General features: G+C 47.9%; 19 protein-coding genes. 8 read left to right on the top strand and 11 right to left on the bottom strand.

Going from position 1 to position 23931, the window contains the following annotated elements; all coding sequences use genetic code 11:
* Positions 1-67 precede the first annotated feature (67 nt).
* From V7Q13_RS12875 to V7Q13_RS12865, 3 genes are read left to right on the top strand one after another with little or no spacing between them, the layout of a single operon-like run.
* Complete coding sequence (locus V7Q13_RS12875; protein ID WP_333801082.1) at positions 68-718, top strand: protein-glutamine glutaminase family protein; 651 nt, start codon at positions 68-70, stop codon at positions 716-718.
* Positions 719-767: 49 nt separating this feature from the next.
* Complete coding sequence (locus V7Q13_RS12870) at positions 768-1538, top strand: NIPSNAP family protein (protein ID WP_333801081.1); 771 nt, start codon at positions 768-770, stop codon at positions 1536-1538.
* 51 nt (positions 1539-1589) lie between these two features.
* Positions 1590-1943 carry a bleomycin resistance protein gene (locus tag V7Q13_RS12865; protein ID WP_333801080.1) on the top strand — a complete coding sequence of 118 codons (354 nt, stop codon included), beginning with the start codon at positions 1590-1592 and terminating at the stop codon, positions 1941-1943.
* 121 nt (positions 1944-2064) lie between these two features.
* On the opposite strand, the gene V7Q13_RS12860 is transcribed toward V7Q13_RS12865, so the two are convergent.
* Positions 2065-2730 carry an oxygenase MpaB family protein gene (locus tag V7Q13_RS12860; RefSeq protein ID WP_333801079.1) on the bottom strand — a complete coding sequence of 222 codons (666 nt, stop codon included), beginning with the start codon at positions 2728-2730 and terminating at the stop codon, positions 2065-2067.
* Between the two features lie 896 nt (positions 2731-3626).
* Between V7Q13_RS12860 and V7Q13_RS12855 the strand changes: the two genes are divergently transcribed.
* Positions 3627-6776: a WD40/YVTN/BNR-like repeat-containing protein gene (locus V7Q13_RS12855; RefSeq protein WP_333801078.1), complete on the top strand. Its 3150-nt coding sequence runs from the start codon at positions 3627-3629 to the stop codon at positions 6774-6776.
* A 122-nt stretch (positions 6777-6898) separates the two neighbouring features.
* Here the strand turns inward: V7Q13_RS12855 and V7Q13_RS12850 are convergent, their stop codons facing one another.
* From V7Q13_RS12850 to V7Q13_RS12820, 7 genes are all read right to left on the bottom strand, one after another.
* Positions 6899-7588 carry a porin family protein gene (locus tag V7Q13_RS12850; RefSeq protein WP_333801077.1) on the bottom strand — a complete coding sequence of 230 codons (690 nt, stop codon included), beginning with the start codon at positions 7586-7588 and terminating at the stop codon, positions 6899-6901.
* 121 nt (positions 7589-7709) lie between these two features.
* Positions 7710-8111, bottom strand: a complete 402-nt coding sequence (locus V7Q13_RS12845) for an SET domain-containing protein (RefSeq protein ID WP_333801076.1) — start codon at positions 8109-8111, stop codon at positions 7710-7712.
* A 100-nt stretch (positions 8112-8211) separates the two neighbouring features.
* Entirely contained in the window at positions 8212-9042 is an 831-nt protein-coding gene (locus V7Q13_RS12840) for an alpha/beta fold hydrolase (RefSeq protein WP_333801075.1), read from the bottom strand.
* 107 nt (positions 9043-9149) lie between these two features.
* Positions 9150-11696, bottom strand: coding sequence for a TonB-dependent receptor (locus tag V7Q13_RS12835; RefSeq protein ID WP_333801074.1), 2547 nt, complete (start codon positions 11694-11696; stop codon positions 9150-9152).
* Between the two features lie 35 nt (positions 11697-11731).
* Complete coding sequence (locus V7Q13_RS12830; protein ID WP_333801073.1) at positions 11732-12670, bottom strand: alpha/beta fold hydrolase; 939 nt, start codon at positions 12668-12670, stop codon at positions 11732-11734.
* Positions 12667-14172: a sodium:solute symporter family transporter gene (locus tag V7Q13_RS12825; protein WP_333801072.1), complete on the bottom strand. Its 1506-nt coding sequence runs from the start codon at positions 14170-14172 to the stop codon at positions 12667-12669. The genes V7Q13_RS12830 and V7Q13_RS12825 overlap by 4 nt, the downstream gene beginning before the upstream one ends.
* A 147-nt stretch (positions 14173-14319) precedes the next feature.
* The gene (locus V7Q13_RS12820; RefSeq protein ID WP_333801071.1) at positions 14320-15060 is read right to left on the bottom strand and encodes a LytR/AlgR family response regulator transcription factor; all 741 of its coding nucleotides are present in this window, start codon (positions 15058-15060) and stop codon (positions 14320-14322) included.
* 62 nt (positions 15061-15122) lie between these two features.
* Here V7Q13_RS12820 and V7Q13_RS12815 point away from each other — a divergent pair, with 62 nt between their 5' ends.
* A complete protein-coding gene (locus V7Q13_RS12815) occupies positions 15123-17108 on the top strand; it encodes a sensor histidine kinase (RefSeq protein WP_333801070.1) in 1986 nt (661 codons plus the stop codon).
* A 234-nt stretch (positions 17109-17342) separates the two neighbouring features.
* The gene (locus tag V7Q13_RS12810) at positions 17343-18116 is read left to right on the top strand and encodes a response regulator transcription factor (RefSeq protein ID WP_333801069.1); all 774 of its coding nucleotides are present in this window, start codon (positions 17343-17345) and stop codon (positions 18114-18116) included.
* A 10-nt stretch (positions 18117-18126) separates the two neighbouring features.
* Here the strand turns inward: V7Q13_RS12810 and V7Q13_RS12805 are convergent, their stop codons facing one another.
* The 3 genes from V7Q13_RS12805 to V7Q13_RS12795 form a co-directional block, all read right to left on the bottom strand.
* Positions 18127-20379 (bottom strand): DUF5916 domain-containing protein, encoded by a 2253-nt coding sequence (locus V7Q13_RS12805; protein ID WP_333801068.1) that lies wholly within the window; start codon positions 20377-20379, stop codon positions 18127-18129.
* 78 nt (positions 20380-20457) lie between these two features.
* Entirely contained in the window at positions 20458-21141 is a 684-nt protein-coding gene (gene trmD, locus V7Q13_RS12800; RefSeq protein WP_333801067.1) for a tRNA (guanosine(37)-N1)-methyltransferase TrmD, read from the bottom strand.
* A gap of 212 nt (positions 21142-21353) precedes the next feature.
* Positions 21354-21740 carry an RNA-binding S4 domain-containing protein gene (locus V7Q13_RS12795; RefSeq protein WP_333801066.1) on the bottom strand — a complete coding sequence of 129 codons (387 nt, stop codon included), beginning with the start codon at positions 21738-21740 and terminating at the stop codon, positions 21354-21356.
* A gap of 401 nt (positions 21741-22141) precedes the next feature.
* Here V7Q13_RS12795 and V7Q13_RS12790 point away from each other — a divergent pair, with 401 nt between their 5' ends.
* Both V7Q13_RS12790 and V7Q13_RS12785 read left to right on the top strand, forming a co-directional pair.
* Entirely contained in the window at positions 22142-23404 is a 1263-nt protein-coding gene (locus V7Q13_RS12790; RefSeq protein ID WP_333801065.1) for a dihydroorotase, read from the top strand.
* 13 nt (positions 23405-23417) lie between these two features.
* Positions 23418-23927, top strand: coding sequence for a DUF4199 domain-containing protein (locus tag V7Q13_RS12785; protein WP_333801064.1), 510 nt, complete (start codon positions 23418-23420; stop codon positions 23925-23927).
* Positions 23928-23931: the final 4 nt, after the last annotated feature.

Raw genomic sequence — 23931 nt, 5'->3', positions numbered from 1 at the left:
CGTTCATAAGCAAGGGCATTGATAAATCATTTACCCACTTGTGCGTATCCACTGTATCTTGCCATCCATGCAAAAACCACTTTCGCTGAGCCTGTACGACTATTTCCTCAGCGACAGGATTGCTGATATTGTGCCGCTACAACCAGCCTATGCTCAACGCATTTTTAAATGGCTGGCCACCCAACCCATTTTTGGTTGGCACCGGCAGCACAATTTTTGTGAAGCCCGTGCCGAAGCTGCATCGCTGCTGCTAAAACATGCCGGCATACCGCATGCCAAGTGCTGGGTATTTGGTGCGGCCTTTTTGCGCAAAGGATATATTGGCGGTTTGCTCAATAACTGGAACTATCATGTAGCGGTAGCCGTACCAGTGTTGGAGCAAGGCAAACTTTGCTGGTGGATACTTGACCCCGCAGCTTGCGCTGAACCCACTCCGATGTTGCAATGGGCCGAAGCAGCCACTGCATATCCGCATAGTTATCATTGCATCCGGCAGCCGCAGTATTTCATTTTTCCTGAGGGGAAGCCCTACATAAAAGAATGGTACAAACGCAATCAGCGTAACTACCGGTGGACCATTCAGGGACTTGCAGGCATTTACAGCCGCAATAGTATTGGTCGGGCCAAGTTGGCTTTTTGCAAAAAAACCATTCGGGGTTACAAGCAAGCCTTTGAACAGCTCGCCCCACTTTTGACAGCAGAAGTACAAGCAAAATGATACCCAAGACTTGGTGGTGGCAACCATTAACTTAGTATAAATTTTTACCATGAAAGGGAAAGCATTGCTCTGCCTGTTGTTGACCGTGAGTGTAGCAATGGCGCAACCAAAAGCCAGCCGCTATTTTCAGCTGAATGTATACAGCTATTCCAACCAGACACAAGAGCAAGTACTGGAGCAATACTTGCAAAATGCTTTTGTACCTACCGCACATGCACTGGGCTTTGCATCGGTGGGTGTATTTAAAGCCATTGCCAACGATACTGCTGTGGTAAAAAAACTGTACGTGTTGTTGGCTGCAAAAAGTGCAGCAGCATTGCTGCAACTGCCCGCAAAAATGCTGCAACACAAACCATACACAACACAGGCTGCCACCTGGTTGAACCATGAGCAACAACAAACAGCTTACGACAGAATAGAAACCATTTTGCTACAAGCCTTTGCTATGTCGGAAGGCTTGGTAATGCCCAACCTGACTGGACCACGCAGTGAACGGGTATACGAACTACGCAGTTATGAAAGCAGCACCGAAGCTTTGTACCGCAATAAAGTGCATATGTTTAATGAAGGTGATGAAATTGGCTTGTTCAAACGATTACAGTTCAACGCTATTTTTTATGGCGATGTAATTGCAGGCAGCAACATGCCCAACCTGATGTACATGACCAGCTTCAACAATATGGCCGACAGACAGGAACACTGGAAACAATTTGTAGCCGACGCACAATGGAAAACATTATCATCAATGCCCTTTTACAAAGGCAATGTGTCGCACATTGATATCAGTTTCCTGCGGCCAACAGCATACTCTGATTATTGATTGATGATAAGCTTTTGCTATCAATCATTTCATCTTTGAAACATACTCGCTATGCTCACTACCATCCACCCGAAACTACCCATGCGCAGCAAAGCCGCTACGCTGGCTTACTACACGCAACTTGGTTTTACCAGCATGGGCAGCCACGATTATCCCGGTTATCTGATGCTGCAAAAAGAAGGTATTGAAATTCACTTTTTTGAGCACCCGACTTTGGAGCCATCTCACAATTATGGTCAGGTGTATATCCGCTGCAGCGATATTGAAAGCCTTTACCAGCAATGGATAGCAGCCGGTGTTGCCATTCATCCGAATGGCGCTTTAGCTACAAAGCCTTGGGGGCAAAAAGAATTTTCATTGCTCGACCCCGACAATAATTTATTAACGTTTGGCGAGGCTGTGTAGCAGCAATAGAAAGCCGTTATCTTTTCTCTTCTGGCTGATTGAGGGCCTTAATTTGAGCCTTGTATGCAGCGGGCAAGAGCAGGTGTTTGATGAGCCCGTCCAGGTGCAGCAGCCGGCTGAATTAGTACAGCGGCACCACCGGGCCCAACCAAGAATATTTGGGAAAGCCCAGCAACGCTTTTACTTGTGTAGGCACTACCAATTGCTGGCCTGCCTTTAGCACCGTATAGCGGGTACTACCCAAGTGTTTTTTGTACTGTACAAACAAATCGTCGGTGTAATGACTACGTTGCAAATCGGCGTTCAGGTGTGCTTCTCTCGATGGCAACCAGTTTGCATAACCCTGCGGTAGTTGTGTAAGCCCCATGCCGACTCCTACTCTGTAAAACACGTCGTACACTTCTTCTTTTTCATCATCCGTAAGTGGTCGTTCGAGCAGCTCGAAAGCAGCAATGGAATAATGAATGAGCATGTACAGTACATCGCGGTAGGCCCAGTCAGGAATAGTATCGCCGCGGCTTTTTTCAACCGCTGCATGTATGTGGCGCATTTGCTGAATGGCCTGTGTGGCTTTGTCGTGGGGCGAGAAAATAATCCACCGGGCATACTGCACCGTAGAAAACAAACGGCCCAAAGGATCTTTCGGCAGCTTGCCGGTGAAGTACAACCAGTCAACGGCTTTATTCAACGCAAACTCTGCGGCAGCACCGGCAAAGATGAAGAGGATGGTATCGCTGTTGCCCCAAATGCGGCGCATAACAGACTGCGGATGAACAAAGGATTGCATGCAATAAAAACTTGAATTAAAGATACAAAGAAAGCCCCCTAACCCCCAGCGGGGGGAAAGGAGATGGAACGCGGATATGCACGGATGAATACAGGTTGTCGCGGATGATGTTGCTGTCGCAGGCCTCCGTGCCTGTGACGATGCGTTACTACTGCTGAAAGAAAAGACAGCAAAACAATGGCCGCAGATGTCGCTGTCGCAGGCCTCCGGGCCTGTGACGATGTGTTATTAATGCTTCGAGCAAAGGCAGATGGCAAGCATGGCCGCGGATGCACAGATTATTGTGGACGCAGATTGGGAGGATATCACAGCTTTGAGCGGATGTTGATTTATGCAATAGTACACACTTGCTGAAGCCCCGAAGGGGCGTAATACTTACAGCCACGGGTGATAGCCCGTGGTAAAAAAAGAAAGTGATGAGTAGGGAAACCCTGAAGGGGCGAGATAGTGAAATCAAAATGGCAAATAATTTGGCGCAGGGTTTTGCCTGATGACGAGTAACAATCTGTCACAGGCCGGGAGGCCTGCGACAGATAAAGCGTATAATTCATGGCCGCAGATGCACGGATTTTTCTTTGAGCTGACGGTTGATGTACAAGACGAGTAACCGACTGTCACAGGCCGGGAGGCCTGCGACAGAAAGTGGATAGTAGCACATGGCCGACGGGCTGCCCGACGGACGATACTACCCCGCAGTGCCGTGCAAGCGAAGCTGCGCCGGTACGAGGAGTAGTGAGGAAGGTGGGAACAACAGCTACATAGTAGCACCAATGCTGACAGCCCCAAACATGTATTTGACCCATGATGTGTAGCCAATGAACTGGCAATAGTTCAATAATGATTCATCGTCTAAACGGCTGTATATTTCCCCTTCATTTCTAAACTGCAACACTCGTATGAGAAAAGTATTGCTCGCCTGTGTGGCCTTGTTGGCCCTGTACACGCAGGTATTGGCGCAAAAGAAGAAAGCAGCGCCACCTGCTCCTGTAGCCGAAGCACAGGAAATTCCTTTCTTCAAAAACCTGAACTACCGCCTCATTGGCCCCTTTCGTGGTGGCCGCAGTGCAGCGGTGGCCGGTAGCTACAAAAACAAAAACACCTTCTATTTTGGTGCTACCGGTGGCGGTGTTTGGAAAACCACCGACGGCGGCAGCAACTGGACCAACATCAGCGATGGTTTTTTTGGCGGTAGCATTGGCAGCGTAGCTGTAGCCCCCAGCGATGAAAGCATATTGTACGTTGGCGAGGGTGAAAAAACCATGCGGGGAAATGTAAGTGAAGGGCTTGGCGGCATGTGGCGCAGCGACAATGGCGGCAAAACATGGAGAAACATTGGCCTCCGCGATGGTCGTCATATTGTTCGCATTGCCATTCACCCAAAAGACCCGAATACAGTGTGGGCTGCGGTAATAGGCCATTTGTTTGGCCCCAACCGCGAAAGAGGTATTTACAAAACCACCGATGGCGGCAAAAACTGGCGTCAGGTACTTTTTGTAAACGACCAGACCGGCGGTTTTGAAGTAGTGCCCGAACCCGGCAACCCCGATGTGCTGTTTGCTTCTACCTGGCGGGTTATTCGCCAGCCGCACACCCTGGAAAGTGGTGGCGAAGGCAGTGCCCTCTGGAAGAGCACCGACGGTGGCGAAACCTGGAAAAACATTTCGGGTAACAAAGGCTTGCCCAAAGGCATTTGGGGCATTAATGCAGTAGCCGTGGCACCCAGCAATACCAATAAAGTGTATGCCATTATTGAAAATGAAAAAGGTGGCCTGTATGCCAGCGAAGACGGTGGCGAAACCTGGAGCCTGCGCAGCAGCGACAACAATATTCGTCAGCGGGCATGGTACTATACCCGTGTGTTTGTAGATCCGCAAAACGAAAACCTGGTGTACGCACCGAACGTAAACTTTATGCTGAGCCGCGATGGTGGCCGCACTTTCAGCAGCCCCTACCAAACACCGCATGGCGATCACCACGATTTGTGGATTGACCCGGAAAACGGTCGCCGCATGATTGTGGCCGATGATGGCGGTGCACAGGTAAGCTTTGATGGCGGTCAAAACTGGAGCACTTACGAAAACCAACCTACCGTGCAGGTGTACCGGGTGAGCACCGACAATGCTTTTCCTTACCGCATATTGGGTGGCCAGCAAGACAATGGTGCCTTCCGCATTAAAAGCCGTACTTACGGATCTGCCATTACAGCTGCTGACATGGAAGATGCGGCAGGTAGCGAAAGTGGTTACGTGGTAGCCGACCCCACCAACCCCGACATTACTTATGGTGGCAACTACATGGGTATGCTGCAGCGCCTCGACCACAAAACCGGTGAAAGCCGCATGATAAATGTGTGGCCCATCGACAACATGGGTGCCGGTGCCGAAGCAGCGAAATACCGTTTCCAGTGGAACTATCCCATCTTCTTCAGCCCCAACAACCCCAAGCGGTTGTATGCCGCAGGCAACCATTTGTTTGTGACCGAAAATGAAGGCCGCAGCTGGGAAATGATTAGCCCCGACCTGACGACAAATGACAAGAGCAAACAAGGCCCGAGTGGTGGTCCCATTACCAAAGACAACACTACGGTTGAATATTACTGCACCATTTTTACCGCTGCAGAAAGTGCTACAGAACCCAATCTGCTGTGGACCGGTAGCGATGATGGCCTGATACATGTAAGCAAAGACGGTGGCAAAAACTGGGAGAACGTAACGCCCAAAGACATTCCGGCACAAATGATGTGGAACTGTGTAGATGTAGACCCCGTACGCAAAGGCACGGCTTATTTTGCCGGTACCCGCTACAAGCTCGACGATTACACGCCATATCTGTTTAAAACAACTGACTACGGCAAAACATGGCAGCGCATTGATGCAGGCATCAACCGCATGCATTTTACCCGTGCCATTCGTGCCGATAAAAAACGTGCTGGTCTACTGTATGCCGGCACCGAGTTTGGCATGTACATCAGCTACAATGATGGTGCCAGCTGGAGCAAGTTTCAGCTGAACATGCCTGTGGTACCCATTACCGACATGACCATTAAAAACAACGACCTGATTGTGGGCACACAGGGCCGCAGCATTTACATTCTCGACGATCTGACAACGGTGCAGCAATACGAGCCCGTTATAGCCGAGAAAAACTTTGTAGCCTTTACTCCCGCTCCAGCATATCGCATGCAGGTAGCTGGCCGTGGCTGGCGCAATGCTGGTGCTGCGCCACGCAATGCCGGTGCCAACCCCATGCCCGGTGCTGTGATTCCTTTCTACATCAAAGGCGGTGCTGATACATTGAAAGCTACCGTGGTGGTAATGGATAAAAACCGTACCGTAATTAAGACATACGGCACTGCGGAGAAAGACAACAAAATGGAATTGAAGAACGGCCTCAATCATTTTGCATGGGATTTGAATTATCCTGAAGGCGAACGTGTACCAGAAGGCACCATTTTGTGGAACCGTGCTCGCATGGTGGCCATGGCGCCTCCCGGCGAATACATAGCCAAAATGAAAGTGGGCAAAGACAGTGCTGAAGTACCCTTTACTGTACTGGCCGATCCCAACTACAAAGTGAGTCAGGCGGAGTACGAAGCACAGTTTACCTTTTTGCGCAAGGCACAAGCCAAGTTTGATGAAGTGATGAAAGCACAGAAAGACATGACTGAAATTCGCAAGCAAATGACAGACCTCACTAGCCGTTGGGGCAAAGATTGTCCGAAGGAAGTGAAGGACCTGACAGAAGCGATTGGTAAAAAGCTGACGCCGATTGAAGAAGCGCTGCACCAAACAAAAGCCAAGAGCGGACAAGATGTGCTCAACTACCCCATTAAGCTCGACGATAAACTGAGCAGCGTGTACCGTACCGCTTCGGTAGGCAATGGTGCCCCTGCCAAGCAAGTGCTGGAAGCCTACGAAGTAGTAGCTGCACAAATAGATGCAGAGTTAGCCAAACTGAAAGCAGTGATGAGCGAAGAACTGCCGAAGCTGAACACGATGATTCGGGAGAAAAGCCTGCCGGTGGTGGGTGTGAAGAAGAGTGAATAATGTAGATGACGATTCAAAATAACCAAGGGCGCCAGTGTATGCTGGCGCCCTTGGTGTTTGATGGAAGGAAAGATATAAATCCAAGAGAAAACGCATTATCGTAATTATGTAAGCATTATCGCTTACAACTTCACTCCAAGCGTCAAACTCAGCACCCGGTGCTTGTTGCGATCGTTGGCATTGCTGTTGCCTTCGGAGGCAATATTGGCCAAGCCATAGCCATACTGCAGGGTGAGCAAAAAGGCGTCGGCCTCAATACCTGCCACACCATTCAGTCCATAATCAAACCGGCGCATGATGCCAATGCCTGCTCCTTCTTGTGTTGAAGTAGTAGGATCATCATTGGAAAACTTGATGTTTTCTGAACTGTTGAAAGCAACACCAAAAACTTTGCCTTCTACTTTGTTTTTACCGGCAATACCCATGGCTGCATACGGACCGGCACCTACAAAAAAGTTATTGTCTTTGCTGAGGGGCAGCTTGAACACTGCATTCAGTGGCAGCTCAATGTACATGGGATTGGAGCTGGCTTTGTAATACGTGGCATCGCTGGAACTGCCTACACTGGTTTTGGCACCTTTACCAGTAAAAAATAAACCCGGCTGCAATGAAAAGAATTTGGTGATGGGCAAATCGGCCTGTACACCAGCCTGAAAAGAAGTGAGGGTTTTGGCATCATCGATGCTGCCATTGTCGGAGATGGTGACGTTGGCAAGATTGACGCCGGCCTTAATGGCTACACTCGCATCTTGAGCCTGTACAGTTGTTGCAACAAATAAAGCGCAGGAGAATAAAGGGATGATTTGCTTCATAGGAACTTTTTTGAAGCGACTTTTCCAAACACTATGCCAACTTAAAAATCGTCTTGCTTCTTTGCATTTTGTTAGGAAATTTAAATAGAATCTCATCTGCAATCCAAATCGGATTCCGCCATTACAAATACCCCACACAATTACTCGCCCCGCAGCGGCAAGGCAGTTTGCCATCGTGGTGCGTGGGGCCATAATTGCAGGTGAGTTCCTCTCCTTTTTTGATGGGGTGCAGGCTCCAAAACTCCACCCGGTTGTTGATGCAACGCATATAACAATTGGGCTGACAACTGTGATTGAGGTAGCGCAACGCATTCGGATTGATGCTGGCATCCAGCGCATAGCCATTGCCAAATTCAACCATGGCTACCCGCTTGGATTTCGCAGCCCGTTTACGGGCTTCCCGCAATGAAATGACTTCGCCACCAAGGTTGCCAATTTTGCGCCGGGCAGGTATGCGTTGGCCGGCAAATACGCCGGTGCCATCGATATTACTTGCTGCATTGAATACAGAAAACTGAATCATGAGGACCAATATACAGCAGCAAACAACAGATTGGGCAAAACAATGAGAGCAGCGATCATGTCGCTGCTCTCTGCCCTTCATACAACAAAACAAAATACACTTAGATAAAAGACGCTATTGCGGCTACAATCTGTCGGGCTCCTTCGCCATACAACATGGTTTGATGATTGCCGTCTACTTTTACAAATTGCACATCTTGTAACAAAGCTGCTGTTTCACGGGCATTTTCTTCCGGCAGCAGCGGTGCATCCATGGTATAAATACCCGGTGCGTTACACATCAAAACAGGTTGTGTAACGGCTTTCAAAATGTCGGCCCAGGGCTCTGCCAACACTTTGGTGGCTGCTTCGGTCATGTGCTGTGCATTGGGTATGGTAGCCACACTACCGTCGGCGGCAGTATGCACATCAGCCTGGTAATAACTGGTCATGGCATCTTCCCAAAAATGCAAATAGGGAGCGGTTTTTACCTGCTGTACATAGGCTTCAAATGAACCAAACACTTTGCCCAACCTGCCCAATGCCGGCCCCAACATTTGCATGGTATTGGGATGCATTTTCATAGCCGCATCTAATGCAATGACCTTGCTAATGCGCTGCGGATAATATGCCGCCAGGTACCAACTCAAAAATGCACCATAGGAGTGGCCGCCCATCATCACTTCTTCTAACTGTAGTTTATCCATTAAGCCAATAATGTCTTTGGCTGTTTCGGCCATGGTATAGCCCATATCCGGTGCTTCAGATTGGCCGCGGCCACGCAGGTCTACCGCAATTATTCTACAATAGTTGTTCAAACCGGCTGCCAGCAAACCATCAAAGGCATGGGCATTGGCAGTGAGGCCATGCGCCAGCAGCAATACAGGTCCGTTACCTCTCCAATCTATGGCGTGTAGTCGTATTCCATTTGCCTTTACAAACAAATCCTGCATATTTATATGGCTTGTATTGATGTGATAAAAAGAAGGGCTTCTGCTACATGATACCTGGCAGTATGCAGTACAGAAGCCCGTTACCGTTCAACCAAAAAGCAGCATCACTATTTTTTACTTCCGTTAGGAATATGAACTTTTAATTCGGCACTAATGAGGCGGCCAATAGAGGGAGAGCCTACAAACTCCCGCATTTCTACATCAAACAGGTTGCTTACACCTGCACCCAACGACAGCATTGAATTGAAGCGATAGCCGGCACTGATATCAATGGTTGTAAAGCCGCCCAACGCACCCCAGTTAAAATTCTTTGCATAGTACCGTGGTTGGTTGTTGAGCGGATTGATTCCGCCATACACGGAGCCACGCATGCCTTTACCGGCAGCAGTACCCATTTGGCTACCGCTGTAAAAGTCGTGCTCCTGCACCCAACGGGCACTCAGGTTCACAAACATTTTACCCTTGGCCAAATTGCTGAAGCTAAGTGTACCAGCAATGCGGTTCTTCGGTGCATTCAGACTCTTTTCTTCTGCACTTACAAAACCATCGCGGTTGGCATCGTTCTTCATATTGTCTTTGGTAATGTCGCTGCCAAACCATGAGTATTTCACCGCAAGTGAAACCATATTGCTGATGAAATAATTAATGCCAAGATCAACACCGTAGCTGGCAACTTCGCCATAGTTGAAGTATGTACTAAAGGCTGCACCACTTAACACACCTGTTTGTGTATTTACAGTACCGGGCAGCAGCAAACCAGCAGTAGGAATAGGAATATTGCCCACACTCAATGCACGTCCACCAACAGTAATAGCAGGGCTCAGGAAGTTTTTGCTGTTGCCGTAGTAACCGTTTACATCTACATACAGTTTCTTACCAATCTTACCCTTGTAGCCAATTTCCCAGGTACCAATCTCTTCTACTTTCAATTTCTCGGTTACACTTACACTGCTTAGCTGTGCACCGTTGGGTGTGTAGCGAACACCATCGCCGTTACCAAACACCAAACCGAATACGCTGGCACTTTGAAACAGGATAATGGGTGCTGCATTAGCACGACCATAGGTAACACGGAAAGCACCGCCTGGCACAGGTTTTACCAAGCCCACTTTGGGTGCAAACAAATTGCCAAACACACTGTGGTTGTCTACACGAGCTGCAGCATACAGCTTAAAGCCGGCAGGCAATTTTTGTTCGAGTTGCAATGCGCCACCAAATTGAGTTACTTCAATTTTTTGTGTAGCATCTGCCAGGCTGGTACCAAATGTGTTGGGGTTGTCTTTCTGATAATTCAAGCCAGCTACCAACTGCAAACCGATTTTTTCAAATTCATAGTTGTATTGTGCTTCGGCATTCAAACGCTTACTTTCTTCTTTGAAGCGGTTGCCCAGGCGCAATGCGAAAGCTTCTGCTTCATCGGGGTACAAACGGCCCACTGCAGCAAACAACGGATTGGCAGGATCAGTGATGGTGCTGTGCGTACGGTTCCAGAAGTCACGGGTGTAACCGGGGATACCATACGAGTTACCTACGTTTGTCCACGTATTATAGATTTGTGCAAAAAAGCGTGGGCTCACATACCTTGCCTGCAAGTAGCTAAACTTCCAGTCAACGATTTGGTTGCGGCCCACATTGTTCACACTTAAAAAGCGGTTGGTGCTACCACCGTACGAAACAATGATGTCACTCTTTGGAGTAACACTGTAGTACAAATGGCCTTCGCCACGAACGTGACGGAAACGGCGGTCATTCTTTTCAGGAATGGCTACTGCAGGGCCGTATACGCTACCACCTGCATAGATGCTGTCTTGAAAAGCAAAGTCTAAACCAGCGGTGTATTCACCCGTGATTTTATACGCCCACTTGTTGTTGATTTTAGTAGCCTGACGAATGCGGCCACTGAATACTTCTTGTGTACCACCACCCAGCACTACAGTTGTACCCTGGTGTTTGCGGGGGTCTTTCGTAATGGTGTTGGCAATACCGTTGTGGGCATTAGGACCATACAAAGCACTGCTGGGGCCCAGCACTACTTCCATGCGGTCTACGTCTTCTTTGATGATGGTATTCATAATACCCGCAGCCAAACCGCTACCACCAGCCATCATACTGTTACGGCCATCGGTCATCAGCAATACCTTTGCGTTAAAAGCATTGTTGAAACCACGGGCATTGAATCCAACGCCGTTTACACCGGTACGTACAAATTCTACCCCCTGAATTTTAGAAGCGAGTTCGCCAATATTGAAAGAGGCACTCTGATCCAAATCTTTGGAAGTAATGACACTGATAGAAGCTGGCGCTTCAGTAATTTTTTGTGGCCTGCGGGAAGCGGTTACTACCACTTCATCGCCAAGACCGGTGCTTTCGCTCAGTTCAAAGCGAAGATATTCGCCAGCAGCAGTGAGTGCCAGCTCGGCGTAGCCAATATAGCTGGCCACCAGTGTATGGGTGCCGCCTGTTTCGGCTATCAGCGTAAACTCACCGTTGGCATCGGTAGCCACCGCATTGGTGGTTCCCTTCAGGGTAACGGTAGCCCCCGACAACGGCTGACCGTTCTTTTTGTCGGTTACCTTACCCTTGTATGTAGCCTGCGCCAATATGGCGTTTGCGCAGACAACCAACAGGAAGCACATGAAAAGAATTTTTCTCATACGACATCGTTTGTTTTAGTGAAGAATAGTTATGGTTATTGATGGATAAATGTGAGCAATGCGTTGTTGAATGCTGCCGGCTGTTCCCACTGCAGCATGTGCCCGGCTTCTTCGAGCCATACAGCTGATACAGTTGGGATATGTTGCAATGCCACGTTCATGACATCGGCATGTTGCAGTTGTGGATGCAATAATTTGTTAGGAATGGAAGCATCTTGCTTTCCAAACAGCACTAATACCGGTACACGTATTTGTGACAGTTGATCGACTACAGGTGCTCCAAGCATGCCGGCCACACCTGCAGATACGGTTTTACAATAATCATCGAACCCGGCACAGCTTTTCATGCTATTGCGTTCCTGAATCAACGCAGCAGCAGACGCTGGCATGTTGTAAAAACTTGTCTTCACATTGCGGGCAATCGAGGCACTATCCTGCTGTTTGAAAAACGCAGGCGTTGCATATTGCTTGAGGAGCGACGCTTCCTGAGCAGTAAACGTTTCCAACCCTGCAGGAGCTGCCAATGCCAATTTTTCCAGCCACTTAGGTTGTTGCAAGGCAATGAGCATCGCTATTTGTCCGCCCATACTGTGGCCGGTGAGAATTACTTTTTTCAATCGAAGTTTTTCTGCCAAAGCAATTACAACAGATACGTATTTGTGTAATTGTTGTGTGGAGTCTTCAGCCAACAAAGCCTGGCTTCCGCCATAGCCAGGAAGGTTGATGGCTATTATCCGATGGCCGACTTTTACAAGTTCATCTATATTTTGCAACCAATGCGCTGCATGGCCGCCCAAACCATGTAAAAGCACAATAGGTTGCCCTTTTCCAGTGTCGTAATAACTTACCGAAAGTTGATTGGATAGCTGTGCCGTTTGCATACGCCACCCCCTGTTGAAACTGCAGTTTGTTTGTGCTGAAGCAGCACTTGCCATCAGCATCAATACAAAGGCGATACTGGTTAGTTGTTTCATACTGATGCCTCCTTTTGGGTTTGGCGGTAAAGTAGCAAAACAACGGTTCCAACCAATAGCGAAATGAGAATGGCCAAGGCGGCTGCAATGCCCGGATTGCGGGTGCCGGTTTCCATGTACGGCGTTAAGCGGCCGTAGTAAATACCGAAGTGTGCCACCACCGCAGCTACAGATGCACTAAAAGCTGCCTGCACGGGTACATTTTTCAAAAACATGCCAAATAATAATGGCACAAATGCGGCGGAGAAAGATGCATACACGCCGTTTTGTGCCAGTATTCCCACACTCAAATCAGGATTGACTAACTGCTGGTAAGACAGTACAATGGTGACCACAGCCATCACTGCAATCACCAGTCTGTTAACAAACAATTGCTGCTTGCCTATGACCTTGGGTGCAAATGCTGCAATAATATCAGTGGTGATAGTAGTGCTGATCGATTGAATGAGGCTCTCCAGGGTAGCCACTCCAGATGCCAGCAAACCCACTACCAAAAACAAACTCACCACTGGAGAAAAATACGTGGTCACATAAGCACTCATCACCGCATCGAGGGGCAATGGTTTGCCTGCTACCATCAAATCAGGAAACAACATACGGGCATACAAACCGGTAAACACTACCGTAAAAAACAGGATGAGTAAAATGACCGCCACCCACAAAAAACGGTTCATGCCTTTGTCATCTTTCAACAGCAATGAACGGGTAATAATGTGCGGCTGACAAACAATGGCCACCCCCACAATCAACTGACAAATGACTACTTCAAAAAAGTCGCGGTACAACGGACTATCTGTATTGAAGGCGGCCGTCAATTTTGGATCAATCTGTTGCAGTTGTTGAAAGAAGCCAGCATCTGCATTGGTAAACAATTGATACCCACTGAACAGCAACACCACGGCCACCACTACTTTCAGCAGTGCCTGAATCATATTGGTGTACACCAAACTATTGGCACCACCAAACATCATGTAGCCAAAAGTAAAAATCACAATGCCCGATAGAGCCGGCAATGCATCTACATTTAATGCTCTGCTGAGCACCTGCGTTAAACCAACGGCTATCAACACAATGAACGTGAGATGCAGTACAGACAAGAAGGCCATATACAATCTAAACGAAGCACTGTTGTAGCGAATACCCACCCATTGCGCAATGGTTTTAGCATTGACTGCGGAACCTATTTTGCGAAAGCGTTTGGAAAAAATGATGAGTGAAATAATAGCACCAAAGGGTAAAAACACCGCCATGCTTAAGAAAGCACTGATGCCATAATAAGCGATAAATCCCGGATTGATAATGAAAGTAGCGGCACTTGTCATGCCTGCAGCAAGCGACAGCCCAATGGCAGCAGGCGAAAATTGAAACGTGCCGGTGGCATAGTCGGCCATGTTGGTCGTTCGCCGTGCTCCACGCACCACGAAGTACAGAATCACTCCCATGTACACAATGAGTGATATCCACACAGCAGTCAACATTCCCGGAGTAGCCAGGTTATTCATTCGGCAAGCATTTTCAATTTCAACATTATTATTTGTTGATGGAAATGCGCCGTTTAACTTGGTGAAAGGAACTCTTTTGCGGGGTGAATGGAAAACCCTGATTGGCCAAGGCGGTGAAAACACAATCGTCGGAAACCCTTGCCGGCACTACAAAACTTGCAAACGGCTCATTACGGGCTCCCTAAAAGTTTTACCAATTGGGATAGCCCTGCCGGAAATCATCAAATCGTTTTCTTCAATGGCTTCAATCTTGTGGGTATTCACAATAAACGAACGATGCACCCGCATAAAATGTGACGCCGGAAACTTTTCTTCTACCGATTTTAAACTGTTGCTCAACAGGAATTTGCCATGCACGGTAAACATCATGGCATATACATCAACCGCTTCTATGTACAACACATCACTTAGTTGTACTTTCTCCAGCCGCTTTTTATTTTTTACAAAAATGCCTTCTTCATATTGCAGTGGTTTTACCAGCGGCTCGGCTGGCAACACATCGGGCAGTTTGCGTTGCGACGCATTGTGCATGGTGATTTCAATAGAACTGTACAAGCTTTCGGGGCTCACAGGTTTTACCAGATAAGCATACGGTTCTGTGAGCTTGGCTTGTTCCAATGTGCTCTGATCGGCCAGCGCTGTCAGAAAAATATACGGCACTTTGAATTGTTGCTTTAGTTGACGGGCAGTATCAATACCTGTCATGTCGCCACTCAGGCCAATATCTAGCAATACCAAATCGGGCTGCAACACAGGCATTTGCCGAATGGCTTCTTCGCCACTATCAATGGTGCCTACGGGTTCAAAACCCATGTCTTGCAAACTCAGCGTAATCTCTTTGGCAATAATCCAATCGTCTTCTACCAATAAAATTTTGATACCCGCCATAAAAGTCCATTAATATTGAAGGATGTAACGAAACTTGACAAACCTAACAATTATCTCATTGGATGCGTGGGTTGCTGGCCATAATCATTGTTTTTTTTGTACATGTGTTGCAGGCGCAACCGGTGCACAACCCAATGCTGCAATGGAAGGCCGGCGATAGAATGCAACAGCTGTCTGCCAAACAACTGCACTGGACAGACAGTCCGCAATTACATACGCAATTCAGCATTGTAAATACTCAAACTACAGCCAGCACACTACTCATCAAAACGCCCAACGTTTGGCAAGTGCAACTCTCCAGCCAATCGGCAGAGTCTGGCAAATTGCAATCGTCCATTATCACCCGTACCGAACCGGTAAGTACAAGAGATGTGCCCCATTATCATCCTCATTTTTTAGTTGAACTGCAACCCGGCGATACCGCACAAATACATATTGCGTTGTCTGCTGTTTATAGTATCTATCAGAAAAGTCCTTTGCAGATAGAAGTGTTGCGGCAAGACCAGTTTGAAAAAACCGACCGCGACCGCCACTTTTGGCAGGGTATGTTTTTGGGCGTTATACTGGTAATGGCGTTATACAATTTATTCTTGTTTTTTTCGGTAAAAGATACCAGCTATCTGCATTATGTGCTGAGCATTGCAGGCATTGGATTATACTTTGCCTACTATTATGGTTTTGGTATAGAACACATGTGGCCCAACAGTCCTCGGTGGGATACATGGAGCTACACCATCATCGTTCCTTTTACCAGCCTGGCACGCTTGTGGTTTACCCGTACATACCTCAACACCCCGGTCTTATTGCCACGTACCAATGCATTACTCACGGTACTCAACATACTCATGAGTGGCACACTGATCATTGGCCTCGGCACCTATGTGTTGAATATTGATTGGCTGGCACCATTGGTTACCATTATTGGCATTCTGAATACCCTCATACTCGTATTGATGCTGGTGGCGGGTATTGATGCCTACAACCGAAATTATAAACCGGCTTTGTATTTCATTACGGCAAATGCGTTGCTGGTAGCTGGTGCTATCCTCTTCATTTTTCGTGAAATGGGCATGGTGGGCGACAACTGGTTTACCCGCTATTTTGTACAGGTAGGCGTGGTAGTGCAAGTAGTACTGTTTGCATTGGGCCTGGCCAGCCGGTACAACCAAACCCGGCAGGCTTTGGAAGAACAGCGATTGGAAAAAGAACGCATTGCACTGGAAACAGAAAAAGAAAAAAAGCAGTTGATTGAAGAGCAAAAAATTCAACTGCAGTTGCAGATAGAAGCACAAACATTATCGCTGCGCAAACAAAATGAAAAGCTGCAAGAGCTGAATGGTTTGAAGGATAAACTGTTTAGCGTCATCACCCATGACCTGCGCAATCCGCTGGCTACCATGCAAAGCTTTTTAAAACTGCTGACCGAGCACCACGAAAAACTGAGCGAAGCAGAAAAGCAAAAGCTGATGGCTGAAGCGCAGGATTCGTTGGATCATTTAAACCGATTGTTATTTCACTTACTGCAATGGAGCAAAAGCCAGATGAATTTGCTGGCCTTTCAACCAGAACAGCTGGATGCCAGAGAAAGCCTGGAAAAATGTGTCCGCATTTTGCACCTGCAGGCTCATTTGAAAAAAATAACGATTGAAACGGATGTCGACAATCCATGTCCGTTACATGCCGATCAGCAAATGATAGATTTTATTTTGCGCAACCTGCTGAGCAACGCTATCAAGTTTAGCCACATGCAAGGGCACATTTTACTCAAAGCATGGGTAGCCCAACAACACACCTATATTTCCATTCAAGACAGTGGTATTGGCATTAGTGCCGATGTAGTTCATGAAATTTTAACAACTCATGTGGGCGCCACCAGACGAGGTACGGCCAAGGAAAGAGGCACCGGATTGGGCCTGTTGATCAGCCGTGAGTTCATTGAAAAACATGGGGGGCAATTGTTTATTGAAAGCCATCCTGGCAGCGGCACCCTTATGACCATTGCCATACCGCTAAAGCCCAAGCCACAAGGCATTGATACACAGGTATAAAAAACAAAACCGGGTAAAAACCCGGTTTTGTGGTAAGTCCTTTAATGATGGGATTTTGAAAATGGAATTGGGGGTAAGCGAGTGTGAGGGGTAAATGAGCAGGGCGATGGTGTGATTTTCGCCCCACTCATTTTATTGGACTTAATGGTAAATGGTACAGCAAATCTGTAGACAATCCGAGGACGGGCCAATAGTCGAAATGACTATTTTTAGGCTTACCTTTGAAGTTGAACGATGCAAACACCCGCCGAAGCACACCAAAAAGTGGTAGAAATTTGGGGCCAGTACTACCCTACACTACCAGCACCTGCACAACTCGAGGAGTTTCTGCAACAGTCCAAAATATTGGACCATTCAGACCTCAACAATTTGCGGACCGTTATTTTTGCATACCACGATTTCAGCATTCATCATATCAACACCAGTACGGCCCGCTATTTTGGTTCGGTTCCCGAAGAAATTTTAGAGGTCGGCCCCACATATATCATCAGCTGCATTTTACCCCAGCAAGTAGAGGCTGCAGTAAACAATACCCGCACTATTTCCCGCCAACTCAACAGGGCCAAGCCCGAAGAAAAAAAACGCTATCAGTCTACCTACGTTAACTGTAACATTACTTGTAGGTACGGCAATAAACATCGCAGTATGTTTCACGCCATACCCGTGTTGTGGGATGAAAACTACAACCCATTATTGGGCATGTTTCTCATTCATGATCTTGAGCCTTTTTTAACCGATGGCACATGGTGGTATCGCTACCGGGTAGGCGACCGCATTTTCACCTACCACAGTGCCCACCCGGAGCTGCAAGAAGCAGATATTCTTACTGCAAGAGAATTGGAAATTTTGAAAATGATTGCCGAAGGTGCCAGCAGCAAAGACATTGCAACTTCCCTTTTTTTAAGTGTAAATACCGTTGATAACCACCGCCGCAACATGCTCAAAAAAACAGGCGCTGTTGATACCAGCGCCTTGATTCATGTGTGCAAGCTTTGCCACATTATTTAGTCAACTTCTCTTACACGTTTATCCAATAATTCAATTTTAATACCAACGCCCGGTTCTTGTTTTTAAGCAACGGATCGGTAAAATAATTATCGGTATATACCAGGTACAAATCACTCATGGGGCGGAAACGCCACTGAAAACGGCTGTTGATGTTGAAGTTGTTGGCCTGTGTATTGTATTGCAAAAAAGTAGTCCAGAAAACGTTGGTGGTGAAGTTGATATCGATACGTGGCGCAATCAATAGAATTTCTCCGCTACCATAATCGCCGGGAAATACCAGTTTGTTGTATTCGGCACGAACAGCCACACTTACATGGGGCAAATGACGCACCGTAAGCGATGCCTGCAATGATGTGTACTGACCGTTGTAAAAATCACCAGCCACCACACCGGTACTCCAGGCCACCTTCTTCCTAAAATCCGACTGATATTCTGCAAAGCCCCGCCAATACTTGTATTCAGCAGCTGGTAAAGGCCGGCCACCAGTAAAAGAAATGGGATACAACAAGTGCACCTGACTGTAAGATCCACCTACTACAAAGTTGGAAGTGTTCTTAAACTGCATGCTGTAATTGCTTTCATGGTTGCGTTCGTTGAGTGTACCATTGGGGTTCCACACAACGTATGTTTCGGCACGTAACCTGTGCGTATTGATGATGCCCTTTTTGGGAAAAATGCGGTACTGAATTTCATTGAACAAATGCTTAAAGCCGAGCCGTACTACCGTATCTCTGGCAGCATCATAGTTTTCAATACGCTGCACAAAGCCCATATCGGTATAGTAGTTGGTACCTACATTCACCCAATCTATCGTGAACTCAAACTTACGGTCGTTGTAAGAAAATCCTGCATTGGCAAAACCATCTTTGTTGCTAATGGTTGGCTTGAATGATTTGTGATATGCTCCCCATGCATTAAAGGTTCCTTCTACATTGGTGTACACCCATTCTGTACCCACATTTCTGCCGTAAGCCGCCAGCGGATCTTTCGCTTTTTCTTCATTGCTCAAAAAGCCCTGGCGATTCAACCCGTATGCCCGTATAGAAGACCGTTTCAATACCCGTTGGTTCACCGAAACGGCGGTGAAATTTTCCATACTATAGCTGCCTTTGTTGCCCGTTTGCATGTTCATTACACCAATGCGTGTACTAGGTGTAACACTTCCGGTAACCCTTGCACCACCGAGTATGGGAATGGGTTGCCCGTTTTTATCTAAGCCAATGCTGCGGCTGTAAAATGGCCGGATGGGATCCATGCCAAAGCTGGAAAACAAGTCGGCATTTTCGAGAAAAAAGGTACGCCGCTCTGGTAAAAAGATATTGAAGCGGGTAAGGTTGGTTACTTGCCGGTCTACTTCAATTTGTGAAAAATCGGGATTCACCGTCAGGTCTAAATTGAGTGATGAAGTCAAACCAATTTTGGCATCGAAGCCTGCATTGCCTTTGCCCGTATAATTGTTTTCGCCATTGGTTTTGCTGGATTGAACCTGCCCGGTAGTATAAGGCACCAGCACCATATTGCTACCTGCTGGTGGCGGTGGTGTTTCCCAATGCAATGCACCGGTTTGGCCCAGGTCCCAGCTCGAAAAATTCACCGGCACTTTTGTCCAGCAACTGTACTCGTTTGTTTTGGTATCAATGCGTACAAAGTTCAACCCCCACACGGCTTGCTCGGGTTTGTAACGCAATGTTTTAAAAGGAATGGCCATTTCAGCAATCCAATGATCGTTGTGCCGGGTGGTGGCCGAAAACCATTTATTGTCCCAGCTAAAATTGGGGCCACCGGTTGTAGTAAGCTGGTCTTCCGATTGAGAGTTGAACGCATTTACCACAAAGAAAAAACCGTTGGTATGCTGGTTCAGCGGGTCTACCACCACCGCAAAACCATCACTGCCATCGTGGCCAAAATCCCGCTTCAAGGTTTGAATAAACGCCTTGCCCGAATCGTATGCAATAGCGGCTACATACAGGTTTTTATCATCGTAAGTAATGCGAACGGTGGTAGGCCGGATGGGTTTGCCATTGTCGGTCGGAAACTTGCGCCAGAAATCGGCAATGCCCGGCGTTTCCTGCCACACGGCTTCATCCAGTTTGCCATCAATGGTAATAGGTGCCGATGATTTTCGGATACCTGTTTTAAACTCTTGCTGTAATGGGGTGATGCTTCCGGTATTGGCAGTATTCACTGTTGTGACGGGCTGGGCAGCCAATGAATCAAAAAAACTGGTGGCCAGCAAAGCAAGCAGGCAGTGGTGTAGTCGCATAGCCGTCAAAAGTATTGGGCCGTAGACAGCATTGGACGGTCAAAATGAGCAGAACATTCAACAAAATGATAAGCGGCTTTATTCATCGCCCAACATATCGGGGCGGCGCTGCCCGGTACGCAGCAGCGCCTGATCGTGGCGCCAGTCGGCCACTTTGATGGGGTCGCCGCTGAGCAAAATATCGGGCACTTTCCAACCGCGGAAATCGGCCGGGCGGGTGTACACCGGTGGCGCCAGTAGTCCATCCTGAAAAGAATCGAACAGCGCCGAAGTTTCATCGTTGAGCACACCGGGCAGTAGGCGGCCAATGGCATCTACAACCAGCGCAGCGGGTATTTCACCACCACTCAGTACAAAATCGCCGATGGAAATTTCACGGGTTACAAAATGTTCCCGCACCCGTTCATCAATGCCCTTGTAATGGCCGCAAATGATGAGCAATCTTTTTTGGAGGCTCAACTGGTTGGCATCGCGTTGCTCAAAGCGTTTGCCATCGGGCGTCATATAAATGATGTCGTCGAAAGGTCCGCCTTCGGCTTGCAGTTGCTCAATGGCATTCACCAATGGTTCGCACATCATGACCATGCCGGCGCCCCCACCATATTGGTAGTCGTCTATCTGGCCCTGATTGTTGACAGCCCACTGGCGCAGGTTGTGAACCCGCACTGTGAGCAGGCCTTTTTGCTGGGCCCGCTTCATAATACTGTGGTTGAGCGGACTTTCGAGCAACTCAGGCAAAACAGAAAGTATATCGATGTGCATGGGATAATGTGCTGATTAGCGAATGTGCAAAGGTGCCAATGAAAAAGCAATAAGCAATAAGGAATAAAGAATAAGAAATAGGAAACAGGCAGTAGCACGACAAACTGCAGGGTATGCAAACTTGCATTGAATGAACATCGGAACAACCGAAACTGAAAAGCGTGGACGCTGGAACTGGCAAACTCGTCAACTTGTGAACGCTGGCACTTGCCTTACCCCTCCATCAAATCATCCAAATCCCGCCGTTGCTTTTTGGTAGGACGGCCAATTTTGCTGAGGCGTTTGCCGGTATGAAAACTCTCCGCCTGCACTTTGGCTTTTTCCAGCTCTTCGGGCGGGGTAAGGTCGAGGTAATATTTGATGGCCTCGCTGTAGGCCTGACGGGTATGCAACAAGCCGGTCACCTGTACAATCCAGCGGCGGTTTTCGCCACGCACATCGTACACATCGCCCACCCGTACGGTACGGCTGGCTTTTACGGAGTCGTCCTTCAGTTTCACCCGTCCTTTTTCACAAGCTTCTGCTGCAGCGCTGCGGGTTTTAAACACCCGTATGCTCCAGAGATATTTATCGAGCCGTAGTTTTTCTGTGGTTTCCATAGCAACTGCGAAGAAAATGAAAATGCAAATCTGAAAAACTGCTAATGAACAGAAATGCCAGATGACAGATGATCGATGTTAGATAGCCACAGAAAAATCATTCGACTTCGGTTCAACAGATGCTTCGTTCCTCAGCATGACACTTACTCCCACTTTGTACCGACTCCGGACTTCCCGGCCTCAGGCACTCGGGCATCTATACTAGTTTAACCTCTCCCGGCCTCTCCAAAGGAGAGGAGAAGTAGAGTTGAACCCTTGATATTGGCATTTTTCACCGGATTACATACTGCCGTCTTCCCGACTTCCTCCAATCTACCGACTACGGACTACCGACTATCGACTACGGACTTTCCGACTCCCGACTTTCTACTATCCTTATCTTCGCCGCAATCATTATCAAAATGGCATTGCTATTACAACAGGTGACCATTGCCGACCCAAGATCTGCTTACAACGGGCAAACAACTCAGGTGCTTATTATCAACGGCAGCATTGCCGCTATTGGAGCTGACATTCAACCTTCGGCCGATACCCGAGTGGTTGATGCCCAAGGCCAGGTGTTACTGCCCGGCTTTACCGATGTGTTCAGCCATTTTTGCGACCCCGGACTGGAATACAAAGAAACGCTGGAAACCGGCGCCGCCGCTGCTGCTGCAGGTGGCTACTGCCGGGTGCTGGTAGTACCCAATACACAACCCGCGGTGCACAACAAACCGCAGGTAGAATACATAGTACAAAAAAGCAAGCACCTGCCGGTAAGCATTTTGCCCTACGGTGCCATTAGCAAAAACTGCGAAGGCAAAGACCTGGCCGAAATGTACGACATGCGCCAGAGTGGTGCCGTGGCTTTCAGCGATGGCATTAACCCCATTCAAAACAGCCAGGTGCTCACCAAGGCTTTGCTGTATGTAAAAGCGTTTGACGGCGTGGTAACCCAGGTGCCCGATGAAATTGCCCTCAGCAAAAGCGGGCAAATGCATGAAGGCGTGGTGAGCACACAAATGGGCCTGCCCGGTAAACCCGCACTGGCCGAAACGCTGCTGCTGAACCGCGATATAGAACTGCTGCGCTACACAGGCAGCAAACTGCATGTAACCGGTGTGAGCACTGCTGCCAGCCTCGACCTTATTCGCAGGGCAAAAGCAGAAGGCCTGCAACTTACTTGCTCAGTTACGCCTTACCACATCAGCTTTTGCGACGAAGACCTGCAGGAGTACGACAGCAACCTGAAAGTAAATCCGCCACTGCGTACCCGCCAGGATGTGGATGCTGTACGAGAAGCCATTATGGATGGCACGGTTGACTGCATAGCCAGCCACCACCTGCCGCATGAATACGACAGCAAAGTATGCGAATTTGAATATGCCAAGTACGGCATGAGCGGTTTGGAAACCTGCTACGCTGCGGTGCAAACAGCACTGCCTGCTCTCAACGCTGCACAAATTGCAGAGTTGTTTGCATTGGCACCTGCCCGCATTTTCGGTTTGCCTTTGCCGGTGATAGAACCGGGTGCTGAAGCCATGCTCACAGTGGTAGCCCCGCAACAATCATGGACACCCGAAAAAGCCGCTCTTCATTCTCTTGGTAAAAACAATGCCTTTATTGGCCGAACATTGCAAGGCCATATCAAGGGCATCATTCACCATCAATATTCCAGCATCTAAAAAAACACCCACCATGGAAAACAAAGTAACCACCCCCGTAATGAAAGGCCTTATCATCAGCCTCATACTGATTGTATTTGCCGTTGTTGTTACCATTTTCAAACTGGAAACCAACAAAGCTTTAGGTATTGTTCCTATCGTCATTTTACTGGGAGGCATTATTTGGGCCAATATCAATTTTGCGCAGCAAATGGATGGCAACGTAACCTTTGGCAAAGCATTCGGTCATGGGTTTAAAGCTTCTGCGTTGGTAGCCGGCATCATGGGCTTGTGGGTAGCTTTTTCTTTAACCGTTTTGTTTCCTGAATCGCTGGACCGAGCCATGGAAATGCAACGCACTGCTATGCTGGAGCAAGGCATGGGCGAAAGTGAAGTAGACAAAGCCCTGAGCATTGGTAAAAAAATGGCAGCCCCAATGGGTGCTATTGTTTCTGTAATTATGTACCTCATTGTGGGTGCTATCGGTTCTTTGATTGGTGCAGCTGTGGCCAAAAAGAACCCAACCCCAACTCCTTTCCAATAATTTG

The sequence above is a fragment of the Phnomibacter sp. genome, assembly GCF_036803085.1.
In the GTDB taxonomy this organism is placed as follows: domain Bacteria; phylum Bacteroidota; class Bacteroidia; order Chitinophagales; family Chitinophagaceae; genus Phnomibacter.
This window is presented reverse-complemented; position numbering and strand designations above follow the sequence as displayed.

Bases quoted from the DNA above. Each gene is read 5' to 3' on its own strand.
- V7Q13_RS12875 (WP_333801082.1), top strand. From the start codon at position 68: ATGCAAAAACCACTTTCGCTGAGCCTGTACGACTATTTCCTCAGCGAC.
- V7Q13_RS12870 (WP_333801081.1), top strand. From the start codon at position 768: ATGAAAGGGAAAGCATTGCTCTGCCTGTTGTTGACCGTGAGTGTAGCA.
- V7Q13_RS12865 (WP_333801080.1), top strand. From the start codon at position 1,590: ATGCTCACTACCATCCACCCGAAACTACCCATGCGCAGCAAAGCCGCT.
- V7Q13_RS12860 (WP_333801079.1), bottom strand. From the start codon at position 2,730: ATGCAATCCTTTGTTCATCCGCAGTCTGTTATGCGCCGCATTTGGGGC.
- V7Q13_RS12855 (WP_333801078.1), top strand. From the start codon at position 3,627: ATGAGAAAAGTATTGCTCGCCTGTGTGGCCTTGTTGGCCCTGTACACG.
- V7Q13_RS12850 (WP_333801077.1), bottom strand. From the start codon at position 7,588: ATGAAGCAAATCATCCCTTTATTCTCCTGCGCTTTATTTGTTGCAACA.
- V7Q13_RS12845 (WP_333801076.1), bottom strand. From the start codon at position 8,111: ATGATTCAGTTTTCTGTATTCAATGCAGCAAGTAATATCGATGGCACC.
- V7Q13_RS12840 (WP_333801075.1), bottom strand. From the start codon at position 9,042: ATGCAGGATTTGTTTGTAAAGGCAAATGGAATACGACTACACGCCATA.
- V7Q13_RS12835 (WP_333801074.1), bottom strand. From the start codon at position 11,696: ATGAGAAAAATTCTTTTCATGTGCTTCCTGTTGGTTGTCTGCGCAAAC.
- V7Q13_RS12830 (WP_333801073.1), bottom strand. From the start codon at position 12,670: ATGAAACAACTAACCAGTATCGCCTTTGTATTGATGCTGATGGCAAGT.
- V7Q13_RS12825 (WP_333801072.1), bottom strand. From the start codon at position 14,172: ATGAATAACCTGGCTACTCCGGGAATGTTGACTGCTGTGTGGATATCA.
- V7Q13_RS12820 (WP_333801071.1), bottom strand. From the start codon at position 15,060: ATGGCGGGTATCAAAATTTTATTGGTAGAAGACGATTGGATTATTGCC.
- V7Q13_RS12815 (WP_333801070.1), top strand. From the start codon at position 15,123: ATGCGTGGGTTGCTGGCCATAATCATTGTTTTTTTTGTACATGTGTTG.
- V7Q13_RS12810 (WP_333801069.1), top strand. From the start codon at position 17,343: ATGCAAACACCCGCCGAAGCACACCAAAAAGTGGTAGAAATTTGGGGC.
- V7Q13_RS12805 (WP_333801068.1), bottom strand. From the start codon at position 20,379: ATGCGACTACACCACTGCCTGCTTGCTTTGCTGGCCACCAGTTTTTTT.
- trmD (WP_333801067.1), bottom strand. From the start codon at position 21,141: ATGCACATCGATATACTTTCTGTTTTGCCTGAGTTGCTCGAAAGTCCG.
- V7Q13_RS12795 (WP_333801066.1), bottom strand. From the start codon at position 21,740: ATGGAAACCACAGAAAAACTACGGCTCGATAAATATCTCTGGAGCATA.
- V7Q13_RS12790 (WP_333801065.1), top strand. From the start codon at position 22,142: ATGGCATTGCTATTACAACAGGTGACCATTGCCGACCCAAGATCTGCT.
- V7Q13_RS12785 (WP_333801064.1), top strand. From the start codon at position 23,418: ATGGAAAACAAAGTAACCACCCCCGTAATGAAAGGCCTTATCATCAGC.